This window comes from Streptomyces sp. NPDC007157, from assembly GCF_040634235.1.
Lineage (GTDB): Bacteria > Actinomycetota > Actinomycetes > Streptomycetales > Streptomycetaceae > Streptomyces.
In genome coordinates this window covers 97,618-117,780 of sequence record NZ_JBEYFE010000032.1, presented here as the reverse complement: position 1 = coordinate 117,780, position 20,163 = coordinate 97,618, and the positions used below count along the sequence as shown (strand labels likewise).

At 74.5% G+C, this 20,163-nt stretch carries 2 protein-coding genes; both read right to left on the bottom strand.

Going from position 1 to position 20,163, the window contains the following annotated elements:
- Nucleotides 1–7,241: type I polyketide synthase (locus ABZ642_RS39800; RefSeq protein WP_360494321.1), on the bottom strand; the 7,241-nt coding region annotated here is incomplete at its 3' end.
- A 12-nt stretch (nt 7,242–7,253) separates the two neighbouring features.
- The gene (locus tag ABZ642_RS39795; protein ID WP_360494318.1) at nt 7,254–20,045 is read right to left on the bottom strand and encodes a type I polyketide synthase; all 12,792 of its coding nucleotides are present in this window, start codon (nt 20,043–20,045) and stop codon (nt 7,254–7,256) included.
- Between the last annotated feature and the right edge of the window lie 118 nt (nt 20,046–20,163).

Below are 20,163 nucleotides of genomic sequence, written 5' to 3'. Positions count from 1 at the left end.
CGCTCCAACACCGGGTCCATCAACGGCGAATGAAACGCATGACTCACCCGCAGTCGGGTGTGCCGCCAACCCCGCTCCCGCGCCGCGTCCGCGACCGCCGCCACCGCAGACTCGACACCGGACACGACGACCGAGCGGACGCCATTGACCGCCGCGATCCCCACCTCACCGGACAGCACCCCGGCGACCTCCGCCTCCGTGGCATTGACCGCGAGCATCGCCCCACCCGACGGCAACCCCTGCATCAGCCCGGCACGCGCACACACCAAAGTGACCGCATCACCCAGCGACAACACACCCGCCACATGAGCCGCCGCCACCTCACCCACCGAATGCCCCACCACAAAGTCCGGCACCACACCGAACGACTCCAGAAGCCGGAACAGCGAAACCTCGACCGCGAACAGACCACACTGCGCGAACAACGTCCCATCCAGCCGATCACCACCGTCAAGAACCACCTCCCGCACCGGCCGCCCCAACACCGACTCCAACCGCCCACACACATCCGCGAACGACTCCCCGAACACCGGGTACCGCTCGACGAGTCCCCGCCCCATCCCCGACCACTGCGACCCCTGCCCCGAGAACAAGAACCCAGTAAGCCCACCCCGGTCCGCCAAGACACCACCCGCGCCCGCCAAGTCCGTCAGCCCGGCCAGCAGTTCATCCCGGTCCGCGGCCACCACCGCACCCCGATGCTCCAGAGCGGCCCGGGACAGCGCCGCCGCACGCGCCACCCCCGCGACGCCGACGCCCGGTTCGGCGAGCACGTACGCACGCAACCGAGCCGCCTGCCCCCGCAACGCCTCAGCACTCCGCCCGGACACCAACACCGGCACCGGCACTGGCAACACCGGCTCAGCATCCACCGTCGGCTCCACAACCGGCGCCTGCTCGATGATCACGTGCGCGTTGGTACCGCTCACCCCGAACGCCGACACCGCGGCCCGACGCACCTCGCTCTCCGGCCAGTCGATCGACTCGGTGAGCAGCCGTACGTCACCGGCCGACCAGTCCACGTGCGGGGTCGGTTCGTCGATGTGCAGGGTGCGGGGCAGCCGCCCGTGTCGCATGGCCTGTACGACCTTGATCACCCCGGCGACACCCGCGGCGGCCTGCGTGTGCCCGATGTTCGACTTTACCGACCCCAGCCACAACGGCCGCTCGCGATCGGCGCCGTACGTGCCCAGCAGGGCCCGCGCCTCGATCGGGTCGCCGAGCGTGGTGCCGGTACCGTGCGCCTCCACCACGTCCACGTCCGAGGGGGACAGTCCCGCCGCCCTCAGCGCGGCGCGTATGACGCGCTCCTGCGAAGGACCGTTGGGCGCGGTGAGCCCGTTGGACGCACCGTCCTGGTTCACCGCCGAACCGCGCAGCACCGCCAGCACCTCGTGGCCGTTGGCTCGCGCATCGGACAGGCGCTCCAGCACGAGCATGCCGACGCCCTCGGACCAGCCGGTGCCGTCGGCGTCGGCGGAGAAGGACTTGCAGCGGCCGTCGGCGGCCAGGCCGCGCTGCCGGTCGAACTCACGGAACGGGGTCGGGCTGGACATCACCGTCACCCCGCCGGCCAGCGCCAGGGTGGACTCGGCGGAGCGCAGCGACTGTGCGGCCAGGTGCAGGGCCACCAGCGAGGACGAGCAGGCGGTGTCCACGGTGACCGCGGGGCCGGTGAACCCGAAGGTGTAGGCGACCCGACCGGTGGCGATGCTGCCCAGGTTGCCGTTGCCCAGGTAGCCCTCCAGTTCCTCGGGGACGTGGATCAGCCGGGTCGCGTAGTCCTGGTACATCAGCCCGGCGAACACCCCGGTACGGCTGCCCCGGACACCGGTCGGGTCGATCCCGGCGCGTTCCAGCGCCTCCCAGGACAGCTCCAGCAGCAACCGCTGCTGCGGGTCCATCGCCAGCGCCTCGCGCGGGGAGATACCGAAGAGCCCGGGGTCGAAGTCGGCGACGTCGGCGAGGAATCCGCCCAGTCCGACCGGTAGTGCGCCGAGGTCCCAGCCGCGGTCGACGGGGAAGGCGGAGATGCCGTCCCGGCCCGCGGCGACCAGGTCCCAGAGCTGCTCGGGCGTGCGGACCCCGCCGGGGTAGCGGCAGGCCATGCCCACGATCGCGATCGGTTCGTCCGTGGCGGCCGCGACCGCGGGTGCGGCGGGTTCCGGTCCGGTCTGGAGTTCGCCGGCCTCGGCGAGGACGAATGCGGCCAGCGCGGCCGGGGTGGGGTGGTCGAACACCAGGGTGGTGGGCAGCCGGAGTCCGGTGGCGGTGCCGAGGCGGTTGCGCAGTTCCAGCGCGGTCAGCGAGTCGACGCCGAGGTCGGCGAAGGACTGCTCGGCGCCGACCTGTTCGGCCCCGGCCAGGTCCAGCACCCCGGCGGCCTGGGTGCGCACCAGGTCCAGGGCGGCACGACGGCGCTTCGCTACGGGCAGCGCCCGCAGCCGGTCGGTCCAGCCGGACTGCTGCCGGGTACGGCGACGGCCGCGCACCAGGCCGGCGAACACCTCCGGCAACGGGTCGAGCCGGTGGAGAGCCGCGGTGTCCAGCCGCATCGGCAGTACGGCCGCCTCGCCGAGTACCACGGTGGCGTCCAGCAGCGCCAGGGCTTCCGCGGTGGGCAGGGCGGAGATGCCGCTGCGGGCGATTCGGGCCCGGTCGGCCTCGGAGAGCTCGCCGGTGATGCCACTGCGCTGTTCCCACAGTCCCCAGCCCAGCGAGGTGGCCGGGAGCCCGGCGGCGCGGCGCTGCCGGGCCAGCGCGTCCAGGTGGGCGTTGGCGGCCGAGTAGGCCGCCTGTCCGGCGTTGCCGAGGGTCGCGGAGGCGGAGGAGAACAGCACGAACCGGGTGAGGTCCCGGTCACGGGTCAGTTCGTCCAGCCAGCGTGCGCCCAGCACCTTCGGCGCCAGCACCGCCCGCAGCCGCTCCTCGGTGAGCCCGGTGACCAGACCGTCGTCCACCACCCCGGCGGCATGCACCACCGCCGTCACCGGATGCTCGGCCAGCAACGCGGCCACCGCGTCCCGGTCGGCCACGTCACACGCCACCACCGCCACCTCGGCGCCCAACTCACCTAGTTCGGCCGCCAGTTCCGCCATGCCGGGCGCGTCGCCGCCGCGCCGGGAAGCGAGCACCACACCAGGCACCCCGTGGCGCTCCACCACATGCCGTGCCACCAAGCCCCCGAGGGTCCCACTCGCCCCGGTGACCAGCACAACGTCCTCCGTCGACCAGGGAGCGTCCCCGGCCGCCTCCGTCACCCGCGCCAGTCGCGGCACGAACACCCGCCCCGCACGCAGGGCCAGTTGGGGTTCGTCGGTGGCCAGGGCCGCGGTCAGCTCGGTGTCCGTGACGGTGGGGTCGGTCGTGTCCAGCAGCACGAACCGGTCGGGCCACTCGAGCTGCGCCGAGCGCACCAGCCCCCACACCGCCGCGCCGGCCGGGTCGGGCACCTCGTCGGCGGTGGCCGCCACAGCACCATGGGTGACCAGGACCAGCCGGGCGCCCTGCGCGGGCTCCTCGGTCGGCCAGCCGCGTACCCGGTCCAGTACGACGGCGGTGCGCTCGGCCACGGGCAGGTCCTCGACCCGGAACAGCACATCGGCGCCGGTAGGGCGGGGGCGTCCGGTGCGGGCGGGCGTCCAGTCCAGCCGGTACACCGAGTCCAACCGCGCGGGCGCGCGTAGTTCGCCGGTGAGGGCACGCAGCACCACCTGCTCGACGGTGCCGACCGGGGCGCCGCTGCCGTCGGCCAGGTCCAACCGGACCGCGTCCGCCCCCACGACGGTGAGCCGAACCCGCAGCGCCGTCGCGCCCGTGTCGTACCAGCGGACCCCGCGGAAGGCGAAGGGCAGCCGCAGGCCGTGGTCACCGTGCAGGGCGAGGGCGTGCAGTGCCGCGTCCAGCAGCGCCGGATGCACTCCGAACTCCCCTGCTCGGACGTGCTGTTGGTCAGGAAGGGAGATCTCGGCGAAGATCTCGTCGCCGCGCCGCCAGGCAGCCCGCAGCCCCTGGAACGCCGGGCCGTAGCCGAGGCCGGTGTCGGCGAGCCGGGGATAGAACCCCTCCAGGTCGACCGAATCGGCTTCGGCCGGGGGCCACTGCACGAGATCCGCACCGACGCCGTGGTCGCCGCTCTCGGACAGCACACCAGTGGCGTGCCGGGTCCAGGGCGCCGTGGAGCCCTCCGGCCGGGAGTGCACCTCGATATTGCGGCCGCCGGCGTCGTCGGGTTCTCCGACGACGACCCGCAGGGCGAGGCCGCCCTCGGCGGGCAGCACAAGCGGGACCTCCAGGGTCAGCTCGTCCAGGCCGTTGTCACCGAGCAGTTCGGCGGCGTGCCCGGCGAGTTCGACGAACGCGGTGCCGGGCAGCAGCACCGTCCCGGTGACCTGGTGGTCGGCCAGCCAGGGTTGGGCCCGCAGGCTCAACCGCCCGGTCAGGACGGTGTCGATGGCACCGGGCAGGGCGACCAGCGCGCCGAGCAGCGGATGCCCGGCGGGCAGCGCACCGAGCGCGGCCGGGTCTGCCGACTCGGCGTTCTCCAGCCAGTAACGGCGGTGCTGGAAGGCGTAGGTGGGCAGGTCGACCCGGCCCGCGGCCGGCAGATACGACGCCCAGTCGACGCCACCGCCATGCGCATGGAAGCGGGCCAGCCCGGTGGGCAGCGTCACCGATTCCGGCTGATCGCGACGGAGCAACGGCACGAACACCGCCGTCGCGTCCTCCGGCAGACAGTCCGGCCCCACAGCGGTCAGCGCGGCGTCCGGACCCACCTCCACGAACCTCGTCACACCCTGCTCGTGCAGGCGGACAACCGCATCGGCGAACCGCACGGTGTCGCGGACATTACGCACCCAGTAATCGACATCCACCGGAGCGGTGTCGAGATCCACCGTGGACACGAACGGGATCCTCGGAGCGGTGAAGGTGACCCCGGCGATCGCCTCCCGGAACCGCTCCAACACCGGGTCCATCAACGGCGAATGAAACGCATGACTCACCCGCAGCCGGGTATGCCGCCAGCCCCGCTCCCGCGCCTCGCCCGCAACACCCTCCACCGCCGGCTCCGCACCCGATACGACCACGGAACGAGACCCGTTGACCGCCGCGATCCCAACCTCGCCGGACAGGACCCCGGTGACTTCCGTCTCAGTGGCGTTGACCGCGAGCATCGCCCCGCCCGACGGCAACTCCTGCATCAGCCCGGCACGCGCACACACCAAAGTGACCGCATCATCCAGCGACAACACCCCAGCCACATGAGCCGCCGCCACCTCACCCACCGAATGCCCCACCACAAAGTCCGGCACCACACCGAACGACTCCAGAAGCCGGAACAGCGAGACCTCGACCGCGAACAGACCACACTGCGCGAACAACGTCCCATCCAGCCGATCACCACCGTCGAGAACCACCTCCCGCACCGGCAGCCCCAACACCGACTCCAACCGCCCACACACATCCGCGAACGACTCCCCGAACACCGGGTACCGCTCGACGAGTTCCCGCCCCATCCCCGACCACTGCGACCCCTGCCCCGAGAACAAGAACCCAGTAAGCCCACCCCGGTCGGCCACCGCACTGACCGCACCCGGCCCACCGTCCGCCAACTCCGCGAGCCCGGCCAGCAGTTCGTCACGGTCCGCGGCCACCACCGCACCGCGATACTCCAGAGCGGCCCGGGTGGTGGCGGTGGCGAACGCCAGGCGGGCGACGGTCAGTTCGGGGTCGGCCGCGACGAACTCGCGCAGTCGTGCGGCCTGGTCGGCCAGACCGGTCGCGTCACGGCCGGAGAGCACCACCGGCACCGGGAGGGAGAGCACCGGCTGCGGGGCCGCCGCAGGCTCCGCGTCCTCCGGCTCGGGGGCTTCTTCCAGGATGACGTGGGCGTTGGTGCCGCTGATGCCGAACGAGGACACCGCGGCGCGGCGCGGTCGTTCCCAGCGTGGCCAGGGCACCGCCTCGGTGGCCAGCGAGAGGAGGCCTGAGGACCAGTCGATGTGCCGGGACGGGGTGTCCGCGTGCAGGGTCCTGGGCACCGTCCCGTGGCGCAGTGCCAGCACGGACTTGATCACCCCGGCCACCCCGGCGGCGGCGAGGGTGTGCCCGATGTTGGATTTCACCGTGCCGAGGAGCAGCGGCCGTTCACGGTCGGTGCCGTAGGCGGCCTGCAGGGCCTGTGCCTCGATGGGGTCGCCCAGGGAGGTGCCGGTACCGTGTGCCTCCACCACGTCGACGTCGGCGGGGGTCAGCCCGGCGGCGTTCAGGGCGGCGCGGATGACGCGCTGCTGCGAGGGGCCGTTGGGCGCGGTGAGCCCGTTGGACGCGCCGTCCTGGTTCACCGCCGAACCGCGCAGCACGGCCAGTACCTGGTGGCCGTTGGCCCGCGCGTCGGAGAGCCGCTCCAGGACCAGCATGCCGACGCCCTCGGCCATGCCCATGCCGTCGGCCGCGGCGGAGAACGCCTTGCAACGGCCGTCGGCGGCCAGCACCCGCTGGCGGCTGAACTCGATGAGCGGTCCTGGTCCGGCCAATACGGTCACGCCGCCGGACAGGGCCAGCGTGGACTCTCCGTTGCGCAGCGACTGCACGGCCAGATGCAGGGTGACCAGGGAGGTCGAGCAGGCCGTGTCGAGGGTGATGGCCGGGCCCTCGACGCCGAGGGTGTAGGAGATCCGGCCGGAGAGCACGCTGGGCACCACGCCGGTGACCAGGTGTCCCTCGACGCTCGCGGGGGCGTGGGCCAGGCCGGTGCCGTACTCCTGGTAGTTCTGGCCGACGAACACTCCGGTGCGGGTGCCGCGCAGTGCGGTGGGGTCGATGCCGGCCCGTTCCAGTGCCTCCCAGGAGGTCTCCAGGAGCAGCCGTTGCTGCGGGTCCATGGCCAGTGCCTCGCGCGGCGAGATCCCGAAGAAGCCCGCGTCGAACGCGCCGGGGTCGTCCAGGAAGCCGCCGCGTCGTACGTAGCTGTGGCCGGAGCGCTCCGGGTCGGGGTCGTAGAGGCCGTCGACGTCCCAGCCGCGGTCGGTGGGCAGTTCGCCGGTGACGTCCCGGCCCTCGGACAGCACCCGCCACAGGTCTTCCGGGGAGCGGACCCCACCGGGGTAGCGGCAGGCCATGCCGACGATTGCGATGGGTTCGGTGCGGGACTCTTCGACGTCCTGCAGGCGGCGGTTGGCCTTGCGCAGGTCGACCATGACCCGGTTCAGGTAGCCGCGCAGCTTCTCTTCCTCGGACATGTGCAACCCCCTTCAGTTCGCGCCGAGTTCGCGGTCGATGAGGTCGTACATCTCCTCGTTCGACATCGGGTCGAAGTCCTCCTCGTGGTTGCCGAAGTCCCTGCCGAACTGCGCGAGCATCGCCCGCAGCCGCAGTTCGACACCGGCTCGGTCGTCGTCGGCGTCCGCCCGGGACAGCCGCTCGGCGAGCCGGTCCAGCTCGGTGAGGAGGGGTGGTTCGGGGGGCGCGAGCCGGGTGCGCAGGTAGGCGGCGACCGCGGCCGGAGTGGGCTGGTCGAAGACGAGGGTGGCCGGCAGCGCCAGACCGGTCGCCTCGCCGAGCCGGTTGCGCAGTTCGATCCCGGTCAGCGAGTCGTATCCCAGGTCGCGGAAGGCGTGGTCGGCGCCGATGGCGGTGGCGCCGGAGTGGCCCAGTACGACGGCCGCCTGCTCGCGTACCAGCCGTAGCAGAGTGCTGCGGCCTTCGGTGTCCGACAGCCCGGCCAGTCGCTGTGCCCAGGGCGATCCTGACGGCTGCGATTCCGGTTCGGAGGGGCCGTCCAGCACGTGCCGGGCCTCGGGGATCTCGGCGAACAGCGGCCTGCTGCGGGCGGAGGCGAACAGCGGCATGAACCTGGTCCAGTCGACGTCGGCGACGGACAGCCCGCTCTCGGCGCGTTCGAGGACGGTGCGCAGCGCGTCCAGCGCCGGTCCGGGAGCGATCAACGGCAGGCCCTGGCGGCGTAGTTGGTCGGCGTCGACCCCGTCGGGGAAGCGGGCGCCGTCCCAGACGCCCCAGGCCACCGAGGTGACCGGCAGACCGGCGGCGCGGGCCTGCTCGGCGAGGGCGTCGAGTTCGGCGTTGGCGGCGGCGTAGGCGCCGTGGTCGCCGCTGCCCCACACCCCGGCGATGGAGGAGTAGAAGACCACGGCGTCCAGTTCGGCCGGGTCGAGCAGTTCGACGAGATGCCGGGCGCCCTGGACCTTGGCGGTGAGGACGTCGGCGTATTCGGCGAGGTCGGTGTCGGGGAGCGCGGCCAGCCGCATCAGCGCGGCGGCGTGCACCACCGTGCGCACCACCTCGCCCTGCTCGCGCAGCCCGGCCAGCAGGGCGGCGACGGCGGCCCGGTCGCCGATGTCACAGGCGCGGGCGGTCAGCCGGACGCCCAGGCCGTCGAGTTCGGCCGTCAGCTCGGCGATCCCCTCGGCATGTGCGCCGCTGCGGCTGACCAGTACCACGTGCCGTACGCCCTGCGCGGCGAGCCAGCGGGCGACCTCCGGGCCGAGCGCGCCGGTGCCGCCGGTCACGAGCGCGGTGTCCCGGGCCTGCCAGTGGCCGGCCGCGCCGCCGTCGAGCGGAGCTCGCACCAACCGCCGTAGCAGCGTGCCGGATCCGCGCACCGCGAGTTGGTCCTCGTCGCCCCGGCCGCCCGCGAGCACCGCGCGCAGCTGCTCCAGCGCGGTCTCGTCGAGTTCGGCGGGCAGGTCGATGAGGCCGCCCCAGAACGCCGGGTGTTCCAGCATCGCCACCCGGCCCAGGCCCCACACCTGCGCCGCACTCGGTTCGCGCAGCGGATCGGCGTCGCCGGTGCTCACCGCGCCGGAGGTCACCAGCCACAGCGGGACCGCCGCGTCCAGATCGCCGAGCGCCTGCACCAGCGCCAGGGTGGCGGCCACCCCGGCGGGCACCACCGGGTGGTCCCGGTGCGAGCGGGGGTCGGCGGCCAGCAGGGACAGCACCCCGCGCGGGGGGTGCTCGGCCAGCGCGCGGCGCAGCCGGTCGGTGAGGCCGGCGCGGCCGGCATGCTCGGTGTCCACGGTGAGGGTCCGCACCGGAAGGCCGCCGGTGAGCGTCTTCAGCCAGTCCGGATCCGCACCCGAGGCGGGCACCAGCGCCAGCCACTCGCCGCCCGGTTCGGTGCGCTCCGGCGGGTCCGCTGGACGCCACTCGACGCGGTAGCGCCAGGTGTCGGAGCGGGGTCCGGCCTGTTCGGCCAGCCAGTACCAGCGGTGCTGGAAGGCGTAGGTGGGCAGGTCGACCCGTCGGGCACCGGTGCCCTCGAACACCTCGGCCAGCCGTACCCCGGCCCCGCGCACCTGCGCCTCGGCCAGCGACTGGGCGAAGCGCGGCCAGCCGCCGTCGTCGCGCCGCAGCGTGGCGAGTACGGCGGCCCGCGCGCCGGCGGCGTCCACCGTCTCCTGCACGCCCGGGGCGACCACCGGATGCGGGCTGATCTCGATGAAGGTGCCGATCCCGGCGTCCAGCGCGGTACGCACCGCGTCGGCGAACCGGACGGTCCGACGGAGGTTGGTGTACCAGTACTCCCCGGTGAGCTCCCGGGTGTCCAGCCGCTGCCCGGTGACCGTGGAGTACAGCGCGGTGCGCGCCGCCCGCGGACTGATCCCGGCGAGCAGTTCGGCCAGGCTGTCCTTGACGGCGGTGACGTGGGTGGAGTGCGAGGCGTAGTCCACCGCGATACGGCGGGCTCGCACCCCGCGCTCCTCGCAGGTCGCCCGTAGCTCGTCCAGGGCGTCCGGGTCGCCGGATACGACGGTGGACGTGGGGCTGTTGACCGCGGCCACGCCCAGCCGGTCGTCGGTGAACAGGGCCCGCACCTCGTCGGCGGGCAGCGCCACCGACATCATGCCGCCCTTGCCGGACAGTTCGGTCAGCGCACGGCTGCGCAGGCACACCACCGCGGCGGCGTCGCCCAGCGAGAGTGCCCCGGCCACGCAGGCGGCGGCGATCTCGCCCTGCGAGTGGCCGATCACCGCCTCCGGTTCCACACCGTACGAGCGCCACAGCGCGGCCAGCGACACGGTGACCGCGAAGGTCACCGGCTGCACCACGTCCACCCGCTCCAGCGTCGGCGCGCCCGGCAGCCCGCGCAGCACGTCCAGTACCGACCAGTCGACGTACGACTCGATCGCGGCGGCGCACTCGGCCAGCCGGGTGGCGAACACCGGTGCGGAGTCGAGCAGATCCAGCGCCATCCCGGCCCACTGCGCGCCCTGCCCGGGGAACACGAACGCCACCCGCCGTGCCGCGTCGGCCGCGGTGCCGCGCACCACGCCCGGGACGTCCCGGCCCTCGGCCAGCGCCCCGAGACGCTCGCCGAGTTGCTCCGGTCCGGCGGCCAGGACGACCGCGCGGTGTTCCAGCGCGGCCCGGCCGGTCACGCTGGACCAGGCGATGTCCCGCACCCGCTCGCCGGGGTGCTCCGCGAGATGCGCCGCCAGCCGTGCGGCCTGCTCCCGCAGCGCCTCCGCGCTCTGCCCGGACACCGCGACCGGCACCAGCCCCGGCTCGGTGTCCGGCCGCGCCCCAGCGGACCCGTCCACCTGCCCGACCCCGGCATCCGCAGCCGCGTCCGCCTCCTCCTCCGCCTGCTCGATGACGACATGCGCGTTGGTGCCGCTGATGCCGAACGAGGAGACCCCGGCCCGGCGCGGCCGTCCGTGCTCCGGCCACGGCCGCGCCTCCGTCAGCAGCCGCACCTCACCGGACGCCCAGTCCACGTGCGGTGAGGGCGCGTCGACGTGCAGGGTGCGGGGCAGCACCCCGTGCCGTATCGCCTGCACCATCTTGATCACGCCGGCCGCTCCGGCCGCGGCCTGCGCATGCCCGATGTTCGACTTGACCGACCCCAGCCACAGCGGATCGCCGGTACGGTCCCGGCCGTAGGTGGCCAGCAGCGCCTGCGCCTCGATCGGGTCGCCCAGCGGCGTCCCGGTGCCGTGGCCCTCGACCGCGTCGACGTCCTGGGCGCGGACTCCGGCGGCGGCCAGCGCGGTGCGGATCACCCTTTCCTGCGAGGGGCCGTTGGGGGCGGTCAGGCCGTTGGAGGCGCCGTCCTGGTTGACGGCCGAGCCGCGCAGCACGGCCAGCACGCGGTGGCCGTTGCGGCGGGCGGCGGAGAGCGGTTCGAGCAGCAGCAGGCCGACGCCCTCGGACCAGCCGGTGCCGTCGGCGGCCCCGGCGTAGGGCTTGCACCGTCCGTCGGCGGCGAGTCCGCGCTGCCGGGAGAACGCGGTGAACGTGGTCGGCTCGGCCATCACCGTCACACCACCGGCCAGGGCAAGCGAGCACTCACCGGAGCGCAGCGCCTGGGCCGCGAGGTGCATGGCCACCAGCGAGGAGGAGCATGCCGTGTCCACGGTGACCGCGGGCCCCTGCAGCCCGAGCGTGTAGGCGACCCGGCCGGAGGCGACGCTGCCGGCGGTGCCGGTGAGCAGGTGCCCCTCGACGCCCTCGGGCAGCTCCCGCAGCGCGGTGGCGTAGTCGTGGTACATCACGCCGGTGAACACGCCGGTCTGGCTGCCGCGTACCGAGGTCGGGTCGATCCCGGCGCGCTCCAGCGCCTCCCAGGCGGTCTCCAGGAGCAGCCGCTGCTGCGGGTCCATGGCGAGGGCCTCGCGCGGCGAGATCCCGAACAGCCCGGCGTCGAACCGGCCCGCGTCGCAGAGGAAGCCGCCGTGCCGGGTGTAGCTGGTGCCCGGGTGGTCCGGGTCGGGGTCGTACAGGCCGGTGACGTCCCAGCCCCGGTCGGTGGGGAACCCGCCGACGGCGTCGACGCCGTCGGCCACCAGGTCCCACAGGTCCTCCGGGGAGGCGACCCCGCCCGGGAAACGGCAGGCCATGCCGATGATCGCGATCGGCTCGTCCGCGGCCACCACCGGGGCGGCGGCGGGCGGGGCGCTCTCGGCGGTGGCGTCGCCGATGACTTCGCCGCGCAGGTATCCGGCGAGTGCGGCGGGGGTGGGGTGGTCGAACACCACGGTCGCGGGCAGCCGTACGCCGGTCGCCCGGCCCAGCCGGTTGCGCAGTTCCACCGCGGTCAGTGAGTCGAAGCCGAAGTCCTTGAACGGCCGGTCCGGTGACAGCCCGCCCGGGTCGGAGTGGCCGAGCACCACCGCCGCCTGGGTGAGCACCAGGTCCTGGAGGACCCGCAGCGGTTCCCCCTCGGCCAGCCGTCGCAGCAGCCCGTCGGCGCCGTCGGCCGGACCCTCCGTGGCCGCGGCGCGACGCACCACCGGCACCAGTGCGCGCAGCACCGGCGACAGCACGCCCTCGGCCGCCCGCTCGCGCAGCGCCACCGGGTCCAGGCGGGCGGCGAGCAGCACCGGGTCGTCCAGCGCGATGGCCGTGTCGAACAGGTCCAGTGCGGTGGCGGAGTCCAGCGGCACCACACCGGCGCGGGCCAGCCGGGCCCGGTCCGTGTCGGCCATGCCCTCGGTCATGCCGCTGCTCTCGGCCCACAGCCCCCAGGCCACCGCGGTCGCGGGCAGCCCGGCCGCCCGGCGCTGGGCGGCCAGCCCGTCCAGCGCGGCGTTGGCCGCCGCGTAGGCGGCCTGCCCCGCGTTGCCCAGCGTCCCCGCCACGGAGGAGAAGAGCACGAACGCCGTGAGTTCCGGGCCGGTCAGCTCGGCCAGGTGGCGCGCCCCGTCCACCTTCGCCCGGAACACCTCGGTCACCCGCTCGGGGGTGAGCGCGGCCAGCACCCCGTCGTCGAGAACGCCGGCGGCGTGCACCACGGCCGTCACCGGGTGCTCGGCCAGCAACGCGGCCACCGCGTCCCGCTCGGCCACATCACATGCCACCATGGCCACCTCGGCGCCCAATTCCCGCAGTTCGGCGCCCAGTTCCGCCATTCCCGGCGCGTCGCCGCCCCGCCGGGAGGCCAGTACCACGCCACGCACCCCGTGCCGCTGCACCAAGTGCCGTGCCACCAAAGCTCCCAGGGTCCCGCTCGCCCCGGTGATCAGCACGACGTCCTCAGCCGTCCAAGGAGCGTCCCCGGCCGTCTCCGTCACCCGCGCCAGCCGGGGTACCAGCAACCGCCCGACACGCAGGGCCAGTTGGGTTTCCCCGGTCGCAGCCGGCCAGGTCAGCGACGCCTCGGACGCGGGGTGGCCGTCCGTGTCGACCAGGACGAAGCGGTCCGGGTTCTCCGTCTGCGCACTGCGCACCAGACCCCACACCGCCGCCGCGTCGGGATCGACCGGCTCGCCCGGTCCGGTGGCGACCGCACCGCGCGTGAGCAGTACCAGCCTGGACGCGGCGAACCGCTCCTCGGCCAGCCAGCGCCGCGTCACCGTCAGGGCGTCGGTCACCCCGGCCACCGCAACGCCCACCACCGCGGGCACCGGCCCGTCCGGGTCCAGGTCCGACAGCCACACCCAGGCCCCGTCCTGCGCCGGGGGCGCCGACGGAACCCAGCCGGTGCGGTACAGGTGATCCCGGCGGCCGACGGCGAGCTGTTCGGCGCTGACCGGGCGGAACGCCAGCGAGTCGATCACCGCGACGGGGTTGTCCTCGGCGTCGGTCACGGTGAGGGAGACGGCTTCGCCGGCCGCGGGACGCAGCCGTACCCGCGCCGCGGTGGCACCGGTCCGGTACAGCCGGACCCCGGTGAAGGCGAACGGCAGCCCGGTGGCGGCCGTGGCGTCGGCCGGGACGGCCGCGTGCAGCGCCGCGTCCAGCAGCGCCGGGTGCAGCCCGTACGCTCCGGCGTCCGCCGACGCCGGTTCGGGCAGGGCGACTTCGGCGAACAGGTCCTCGCCGTGCCGCCACAGTCGGCGCAGGCCCTGGAAGACCGGCCCGTAGCCGTAGCCGAGCCGGGCCAGAGCCGGGTAGCGGTCGGCGAGTTCGACCGGGGTGGCGCCCGCCGGCAGCCAGTCGCCGGTCGCGGGCGGGGAGACCTCCGTCGTGCCGAGCCTGCCGGCGGCGTGGTGCGTCCACTCGGGGCCCTCGCCCGGCCGGGAGTACACGTCCACGGCCCGGCCGCCGTCCTCGCCGGGCGCGCCGAGCACCACCTGTACCCGTACGCCGCCACGCTCGGGCAGCGGCAGGGGCGCGTGCACGGTCAGCTCCTCCAGCACCCGGCAGCCCGCCTCGTCCCCGGCGCGCACGGCCATCTCCACGAAGGCCGTGCCGGGCAGTACGGCGGTGCCGAAGACGGTGTGCTCGGCCAGCCAGGGCTGCCGTTGCCGGGACAGCTCACCGGTCAGCAGCAGTTCACCGGTGGAGGCCACCGGCGCGGCGGCGCCCAGGAGCGGGTGGGCGGTGGCGTCCAGCCCGAGCCCGGCGGGGTCGGTGCCGCCCACCGGGGTGGGCAGCCAGTAGCGCCGGCGTTGGAAGGCGTAGGTGGGCAGCTCCGTCCGGTGGCCCGGGACGCCGAAGGCAGGGGCCCATGCCACGGGGACTCCGCGTACCTGGGCCTCGGCCAGCGACTGCAGGAACCGGCCGGGGCCGCCCTGGTCGCGGCGCAGCGAGCCGACCACCACGGCCGTGCTGCCCGCCGCCTCGACGGTTTCCTGGACGGCCGCGGTCAGGATCGGGTGCGGACTGGTCTCGACGAACACGCGGTGCCCGGTGCGGTCCAGTTCGCGGATCGTCTCCTCGAAGCGGACGGTCTGGCGCAGGTTCCGGTACCAGTACTCGGCGTCCAGGGTTGCCGTGTCGAGCCGTTCGCCGGTCACCGTGGAGTAGAAGGGGACCTTGGCAGCGCGCGGCTCCAGCCCGGCGAGCCGGTCCAGCAGTTCGGTGCGGATGCGCTCCACCTGAGCGGAGTGCGAGGCGTAGTCCACCGCGACCAGCCGGGCCCGCGCGCCTTCGGCGGTCAGTTCGGCTTCGAGTTCCCGGAGGGCTCCGGGTTCCCCGGAGAGGACCACCGCCGCAGGCCCGTTGACCGCGGCGACCGACACCCGCCCGTCCCGGCGCGCCAGCCGCGGCTCCAGTTCGGCGACCGGGAGCGCCACCGACATCATCCCGCCGGCACCGGACAGCGCGCCGAGCGCGGCGCTGCGCAGCGCGCTCACCTTGGCGGCGTCGCGCAGGGACAGGGCCCCCGCCACGCACGCGGCGGCGATCTCCCCCTGCGAATGCCCCACCACCGCGTCCGGCTCCACCCCGAACGACCGCCACAACGCGGCGAGCGACACCATCACCGCAAACGACACCGGCTGCACCACATCCACCCGCTCCAGGGACGGCTGACCCGCCTCACCCCGCAGCACACCCAACAGCGACCAGTCCACGAACTCACCGAGCGCCGAAGCACACTCAGCCACCCGCTCCGCGAACACCGGCGAGGAATCCAGCAGTTCCACCGCCATCCCCGCCCACTGCGCCCCCTGCCCCGGAAACACGAACACCGTCCGGCCGTCGACGTCGGCGACCCCGCGCACCAGGCCGGGCGTCTCCTCGTCGGCGGCGAGGGCGCGTAGCCCTCGTACCAGGTCCGTGCGGTCGGTCGCGGTGCACACGGCGCGGTGCGGGAGCGCGGCCCGGGTGGTGGCGGCCGCGCGGGCGACGTCCGCGAGAGCCGCCCCCGGCTCGCTCTCCAGGTGCGCGGCCAGCCGTGCCGCCTGCGCCCGTAACGCGGCCGCCGTCTGCCCGGACACCACCACCGGTACGGGAGCGGACCGCACCGCTCGATCCGGTGCCGACGCGGGTTCCACCGGCACCACCTCGGGCGCCTGCTCCACGATGACGTGGGCGTTGGTGCCGCTGATCCCGAACGAGGACACCCCGGCCCGGCGCGGCCGGCCGCGCTCCGGCCAGGGCCGCTCCTCCGTCAGCAGCCGTACCTCGCCGAACGCCCAGTCCACGTACGGCGAGGGTTCGTCCACGTGCAGGGTGCGCGGCAGCAGCCCGTGCCGCAGCGCCTGTACGACCTTGATCACACCCGCGACACCGGCGGCGGCCTGCGTGTGCCCGATGTTGGACTTCAGCGAGCCCAGCCAGAGCGGGTCGCCGGTGCGGCCTTGGCCGTAGGTGGCCAGCAGTGCGTGGGCCTCGATCGGGTCGCCCAGGGTGGTGCCGGTGCCGTGCGCCTCCACCAGGTCCACGTCCGCGCCGGACAGTCCTGCGGTGGCCAGCGCGGTGCGGATCACGCCTTCCTGCGCGGGGCCGTTGGGGGCGGTCAGGCCGTTGGAGGCGCCGTCCTGGTTCACCGCTGAGCCGCGCAGTACGGCGAGCACGGGGTGGCCGTTGCGGCGCGCGTCGGACAGCCGTTCCAGGACGAGCTGACCGGCGCCCTCCGCCCAGCCGGTGCCGTCGGCGGCCGCCGCGAACGACTTGCACCGCCCGTCCGCCGCGAGTCCGCGCTGCCGGGAGAACTCCACGAAGATGCCCGGCGTGGGCAACACCGTCACCCCGCCTGCCAGCGCCAGCGAGCACTCCCCCGACCGCAGTGCCTGGGCCGCGAGATGCACCGCCACCAGCGACGAGGAGCAGGCGGTGTCCACGGTGACCGCGGGCCCGCGCAGTCCCAGGCTGTAGGCGACGCGGCCGGAGGCGACGCTGGCGGTGGTGCCGGTCAGCACGTAGCCGTCGAGGCCGTCGGCGCCCTCGTGCATCCGGGGGCCGTAGTCCTGTGCCATCACCCCGGAGAACACTCCGGTCGCGCTGTCCCGCAGGGAGAGCGGGTCGATGCCGGCCCGCTCCAGTGCCTCCCAGGAGGTCTCCAGGAGCAGCCGCTGCTGGGGGTCCATGGCGAGCGCCTCGCGCGGCGAGATACCGAACAGGTCCGCGTCGAACTCGGCGGCCCCGTAGAGGAATCCGCCGGTGCGTGCGTAGCTGCGTCCCGGCCGGTCCGGGTCCGCGTCGAAGAGCCCGTCCAGGTCCCAGCCGCGGTCGGTGGGGAAGCCGCCGATCGCGTCGGTGCCGGCGGCCACCAGGTCCCACAGGTCCTCGGGCGAGCCGACCCCACCGGGGAACCGGCAGGCCATCCCCACGATCGCGATCGGGTCGGTGGCGGGCGCGGGATCCGCGGGCGGCCTCTCGGGCCCGGCGTCCCGCCGTGTCCCGGCGGCCAGTTCGGCGGTCAGGTGCGCGGTGATCCGTTCTGGGGTGGGGTGGTCGAGTACGGCGGTGGCGGGCAGCCGTACCCCGGTCACGTCGGCCAGCCGCTGCCCCAGCTCCACCGTCATCAGCGAGCCGAAGCCCAGGTCCTTGAACGGCCGCCGCATGTCCAGCTGTTCGGCGGAGTCCAGCTCCAGCGCCGCGGCCACCTCGGCGCGTACCAGCGCGCGTACCGCCTGCTCCCGCTCGGCCGCGGGCAGTCCGGCGAGTCCCGAGTCGGGGCGGGCCGGCGTCCCGATCTCCGCCGCGGCCGGTACGGCTGACACGGCGGGTACGACGGGGGTCGCGCCGCCGGTGGCCGTCACCCCGGCGATCCAGTGCCGCCGCCGCTGGAAGGGGTAGGTGGGCAGCGGGATCCGCCGGGCTCCGGAGCCGTCGTAGAACCGCGCCCAGTCCACGGGGACGCCGCGGGTGTGCACCCGGGCCACGGCGGTGAGCAGTGATCGCAGGTCGGGGCGTTCGCCGCCGGCCAGCGCGGAGACGAACGCCACGTCCTCGGGCGCGCTGCCCGGGCCCATGGCGCACAGGGTCCCGTCCGGGCCGAGTTCCAGGAAGGTGCGGGCGCCGTCCGCGCAGGCGGTGGCGATGGCGTCGGCGAACCGTACGGTGCCGCGGGTGTGCCGGGCCCAGAACTCCGGCCAGTCCAGGCCGGTGACGTCCAGTTCGGCGCCGGTCAGCGAGGAGATGACCGGCAGGGTCGGGGTCCGCCAGTCGATGCGGGCCGCGGCCGCGCGCATCCCGTCCAGGATGCCGTCCACCTGCGGCGAGTGGCTGGCGATCGTGACCTGGATGCGGCGGGTGCGCCGGCCCCGCGCGGACCACCGTGCGGCGATCGCCAGGGTGGCGTCCACGTCCCCGGAGAGCACGGTGGCGGTGGGGCTGTTGAGGGCGGCGATCGACACCAGTCGGCCGGTCGCCTCGACGTCCGGCAGCAGCTCCGCCTCGGACGCCTCGACCAGGATCATCGCCCCGCCGGGCGGGATGTCCTGCATCAGCCGGCCGCGGGCGGCGACCAGCGCGCAGGCGTCGGGCAGTGACATCGCCCCGGCGACGTGCAGGGCGGCCAGTTCGCCGAAGGAGTGGCCGAGCACCGCGTCCGGGGTGATCCCCCAGCTCTCCACCAGCCGGTACAGCCCGACCTGGACGGCGAACAACGCGGGCTGGGTGTAGGCCGGTTCGTCCAGCAGGGCGGCGTCCGCCGAGCCCGCCTCGGCGAAGACCACGTCGAGCAGCGGCCGGGGCAGGTGCGGGCGCAGTTCCGCGGCGACGGCGTCCACGGCGGCGGCGAACAGGGGGTGGCGCCGGTAGATCTCCCGGCCCATGCCCGGCCGCTGGTTGCCCTGCCCGGCGAAGAGGAACACGGTCCGTCCCTCGGCGGCCGTGCCGCGCACCACCCGGGCGTTCGCCGTGTCCCCGGCCAGCGCCGTCAGGAGGCCGGGTACTTCGTCGGCGGACTCGGCGACCAGCACCGCCCGCCGCTCCAGCGGACCGCGCGTGGTGGCCAGCGAGTAGGCCAGGTCCACCGGGGATGCCGTCGACTCGCCGACCAGCCCGGCCAGTTCGGCCAGCGCCGCCGGGGCTCGTGCGGTCAGCGGAACCAGTACCGGGCCGTCGTACTCCCCGGCCCCCTCGGTGTCGTGGACCGGTGCCGGGCGGGGAGCGGGCGGCTCGGCGAGGACCAGGTGGCAGTTGGCGCCGCCCATGCCGAACGAGCTCACCCCGGCGAGCAGCGGGCCCCGCGTGGCGGGCCACGGCCCGGTCTCGGTGACCACCCGCAGGCCCAGCTCCGTCAGCGGGATCCGTGGGTTGGCGGTGCGGAAGTTCAGGCTGGGCACCAGTTCCCGGTGCGAGAGGCACAGCACCATCTTGAGCAGTCCGGCGATCCCGGCCGCGCCCTCCAGGTGCCCGATGTTGGTCTTCACCGAGCCGACCAGCAGCGGCCGCCCCCGCTCGCGCCCGGGTCCGGCCACCGCGCCGAGGGCCGCGGCCTCGACGGGGTCGCCCAACGGCGTTCCGGTCCCGTGCAGTTCGACGTAGTCGAGGTCGGCCGGGGACACACCGGCCGTCGCGCAGGCGAGGCGCAGCACGTCCTGCTGGGCCTCCTGGCGGGGGGCGGTGAGCGAGTCGCCGCCGCCGTCGTTGTTGACGGCGCTGCCGCGGATCACCGCGTGCACGGTGTCCCCGTCGGCCAGTGCCGCCGACAGCGGCTTGAGCACCAGGACCGCGCCCCCCTCGCCGCGCACGAACCCGTCGGCCCGTTCGTCGAAGGTGTGGCAGCGCCCGTCCGGTGAGATGGCGCCGAGCGCCTGGGTGACGTCGTAGCCGTCCTGGGTGATGTTCAGGTTGACGCCGCCGGCCAGCGCCGTCGTGCACTCCCCCGCCGCGAGGGCCCGGCAGGCCAGGTGGACGGCGAGCAGTGCGGAGGACTGGGCGCTGTCCACCACCAGGCTGGGGCCGCGCAGCCGCAGGGCGTAGGACACCCGGTTGGCGATCATCGCCCGGTTGCGCCCGGTGGCCGAGTGCGGGCTCAGGCGGGCGCCGCGAAGCGTCGCGTAGTCGTCGTAGGTGGCGCCGACGTACACCCCGGTGCCGCCCTGGTGGCCGCCGTCGCCCGGGATGATCCCGGCGTTCTCGAAGGCCTCCCAGGCCAGTTCGAGGACCAGCCGCTGCTGCGGGTCCAACACGGCCGCCTCGCCCGGGGAGATGCCGAAGAACCCGGCGTCGAAGGAGTCGACCTGGTCGAGGAAGCCCGCCCGTACCGGTTCGCCGGAGGGCAGTACGGGTACCGCCGGGCCGTCCGGGTGGCAGCGCCGTGGACCGGGTTCGCCCAGCGCGTCCCGTCCGTCGTGCAGCAGCCGCCAGAACTCGGCGGGGTCTGCCGCCCCCGGCAGCCGGCACGCCAGGCCGACGACCGCCACCGGTTCCTGGTCGGCGGCGTTGCCCACTCGGTCACCCACGCCGGTCTCCCCCTCCACGTCGTCTCATCGAGGACACGTCTGATCCGCCCGGCAGCTGATGTTCCGGACGTCCACGGTTGCGCTGTGCCACGGGCAGGGCTGAGCGGCCCCTGGGCCG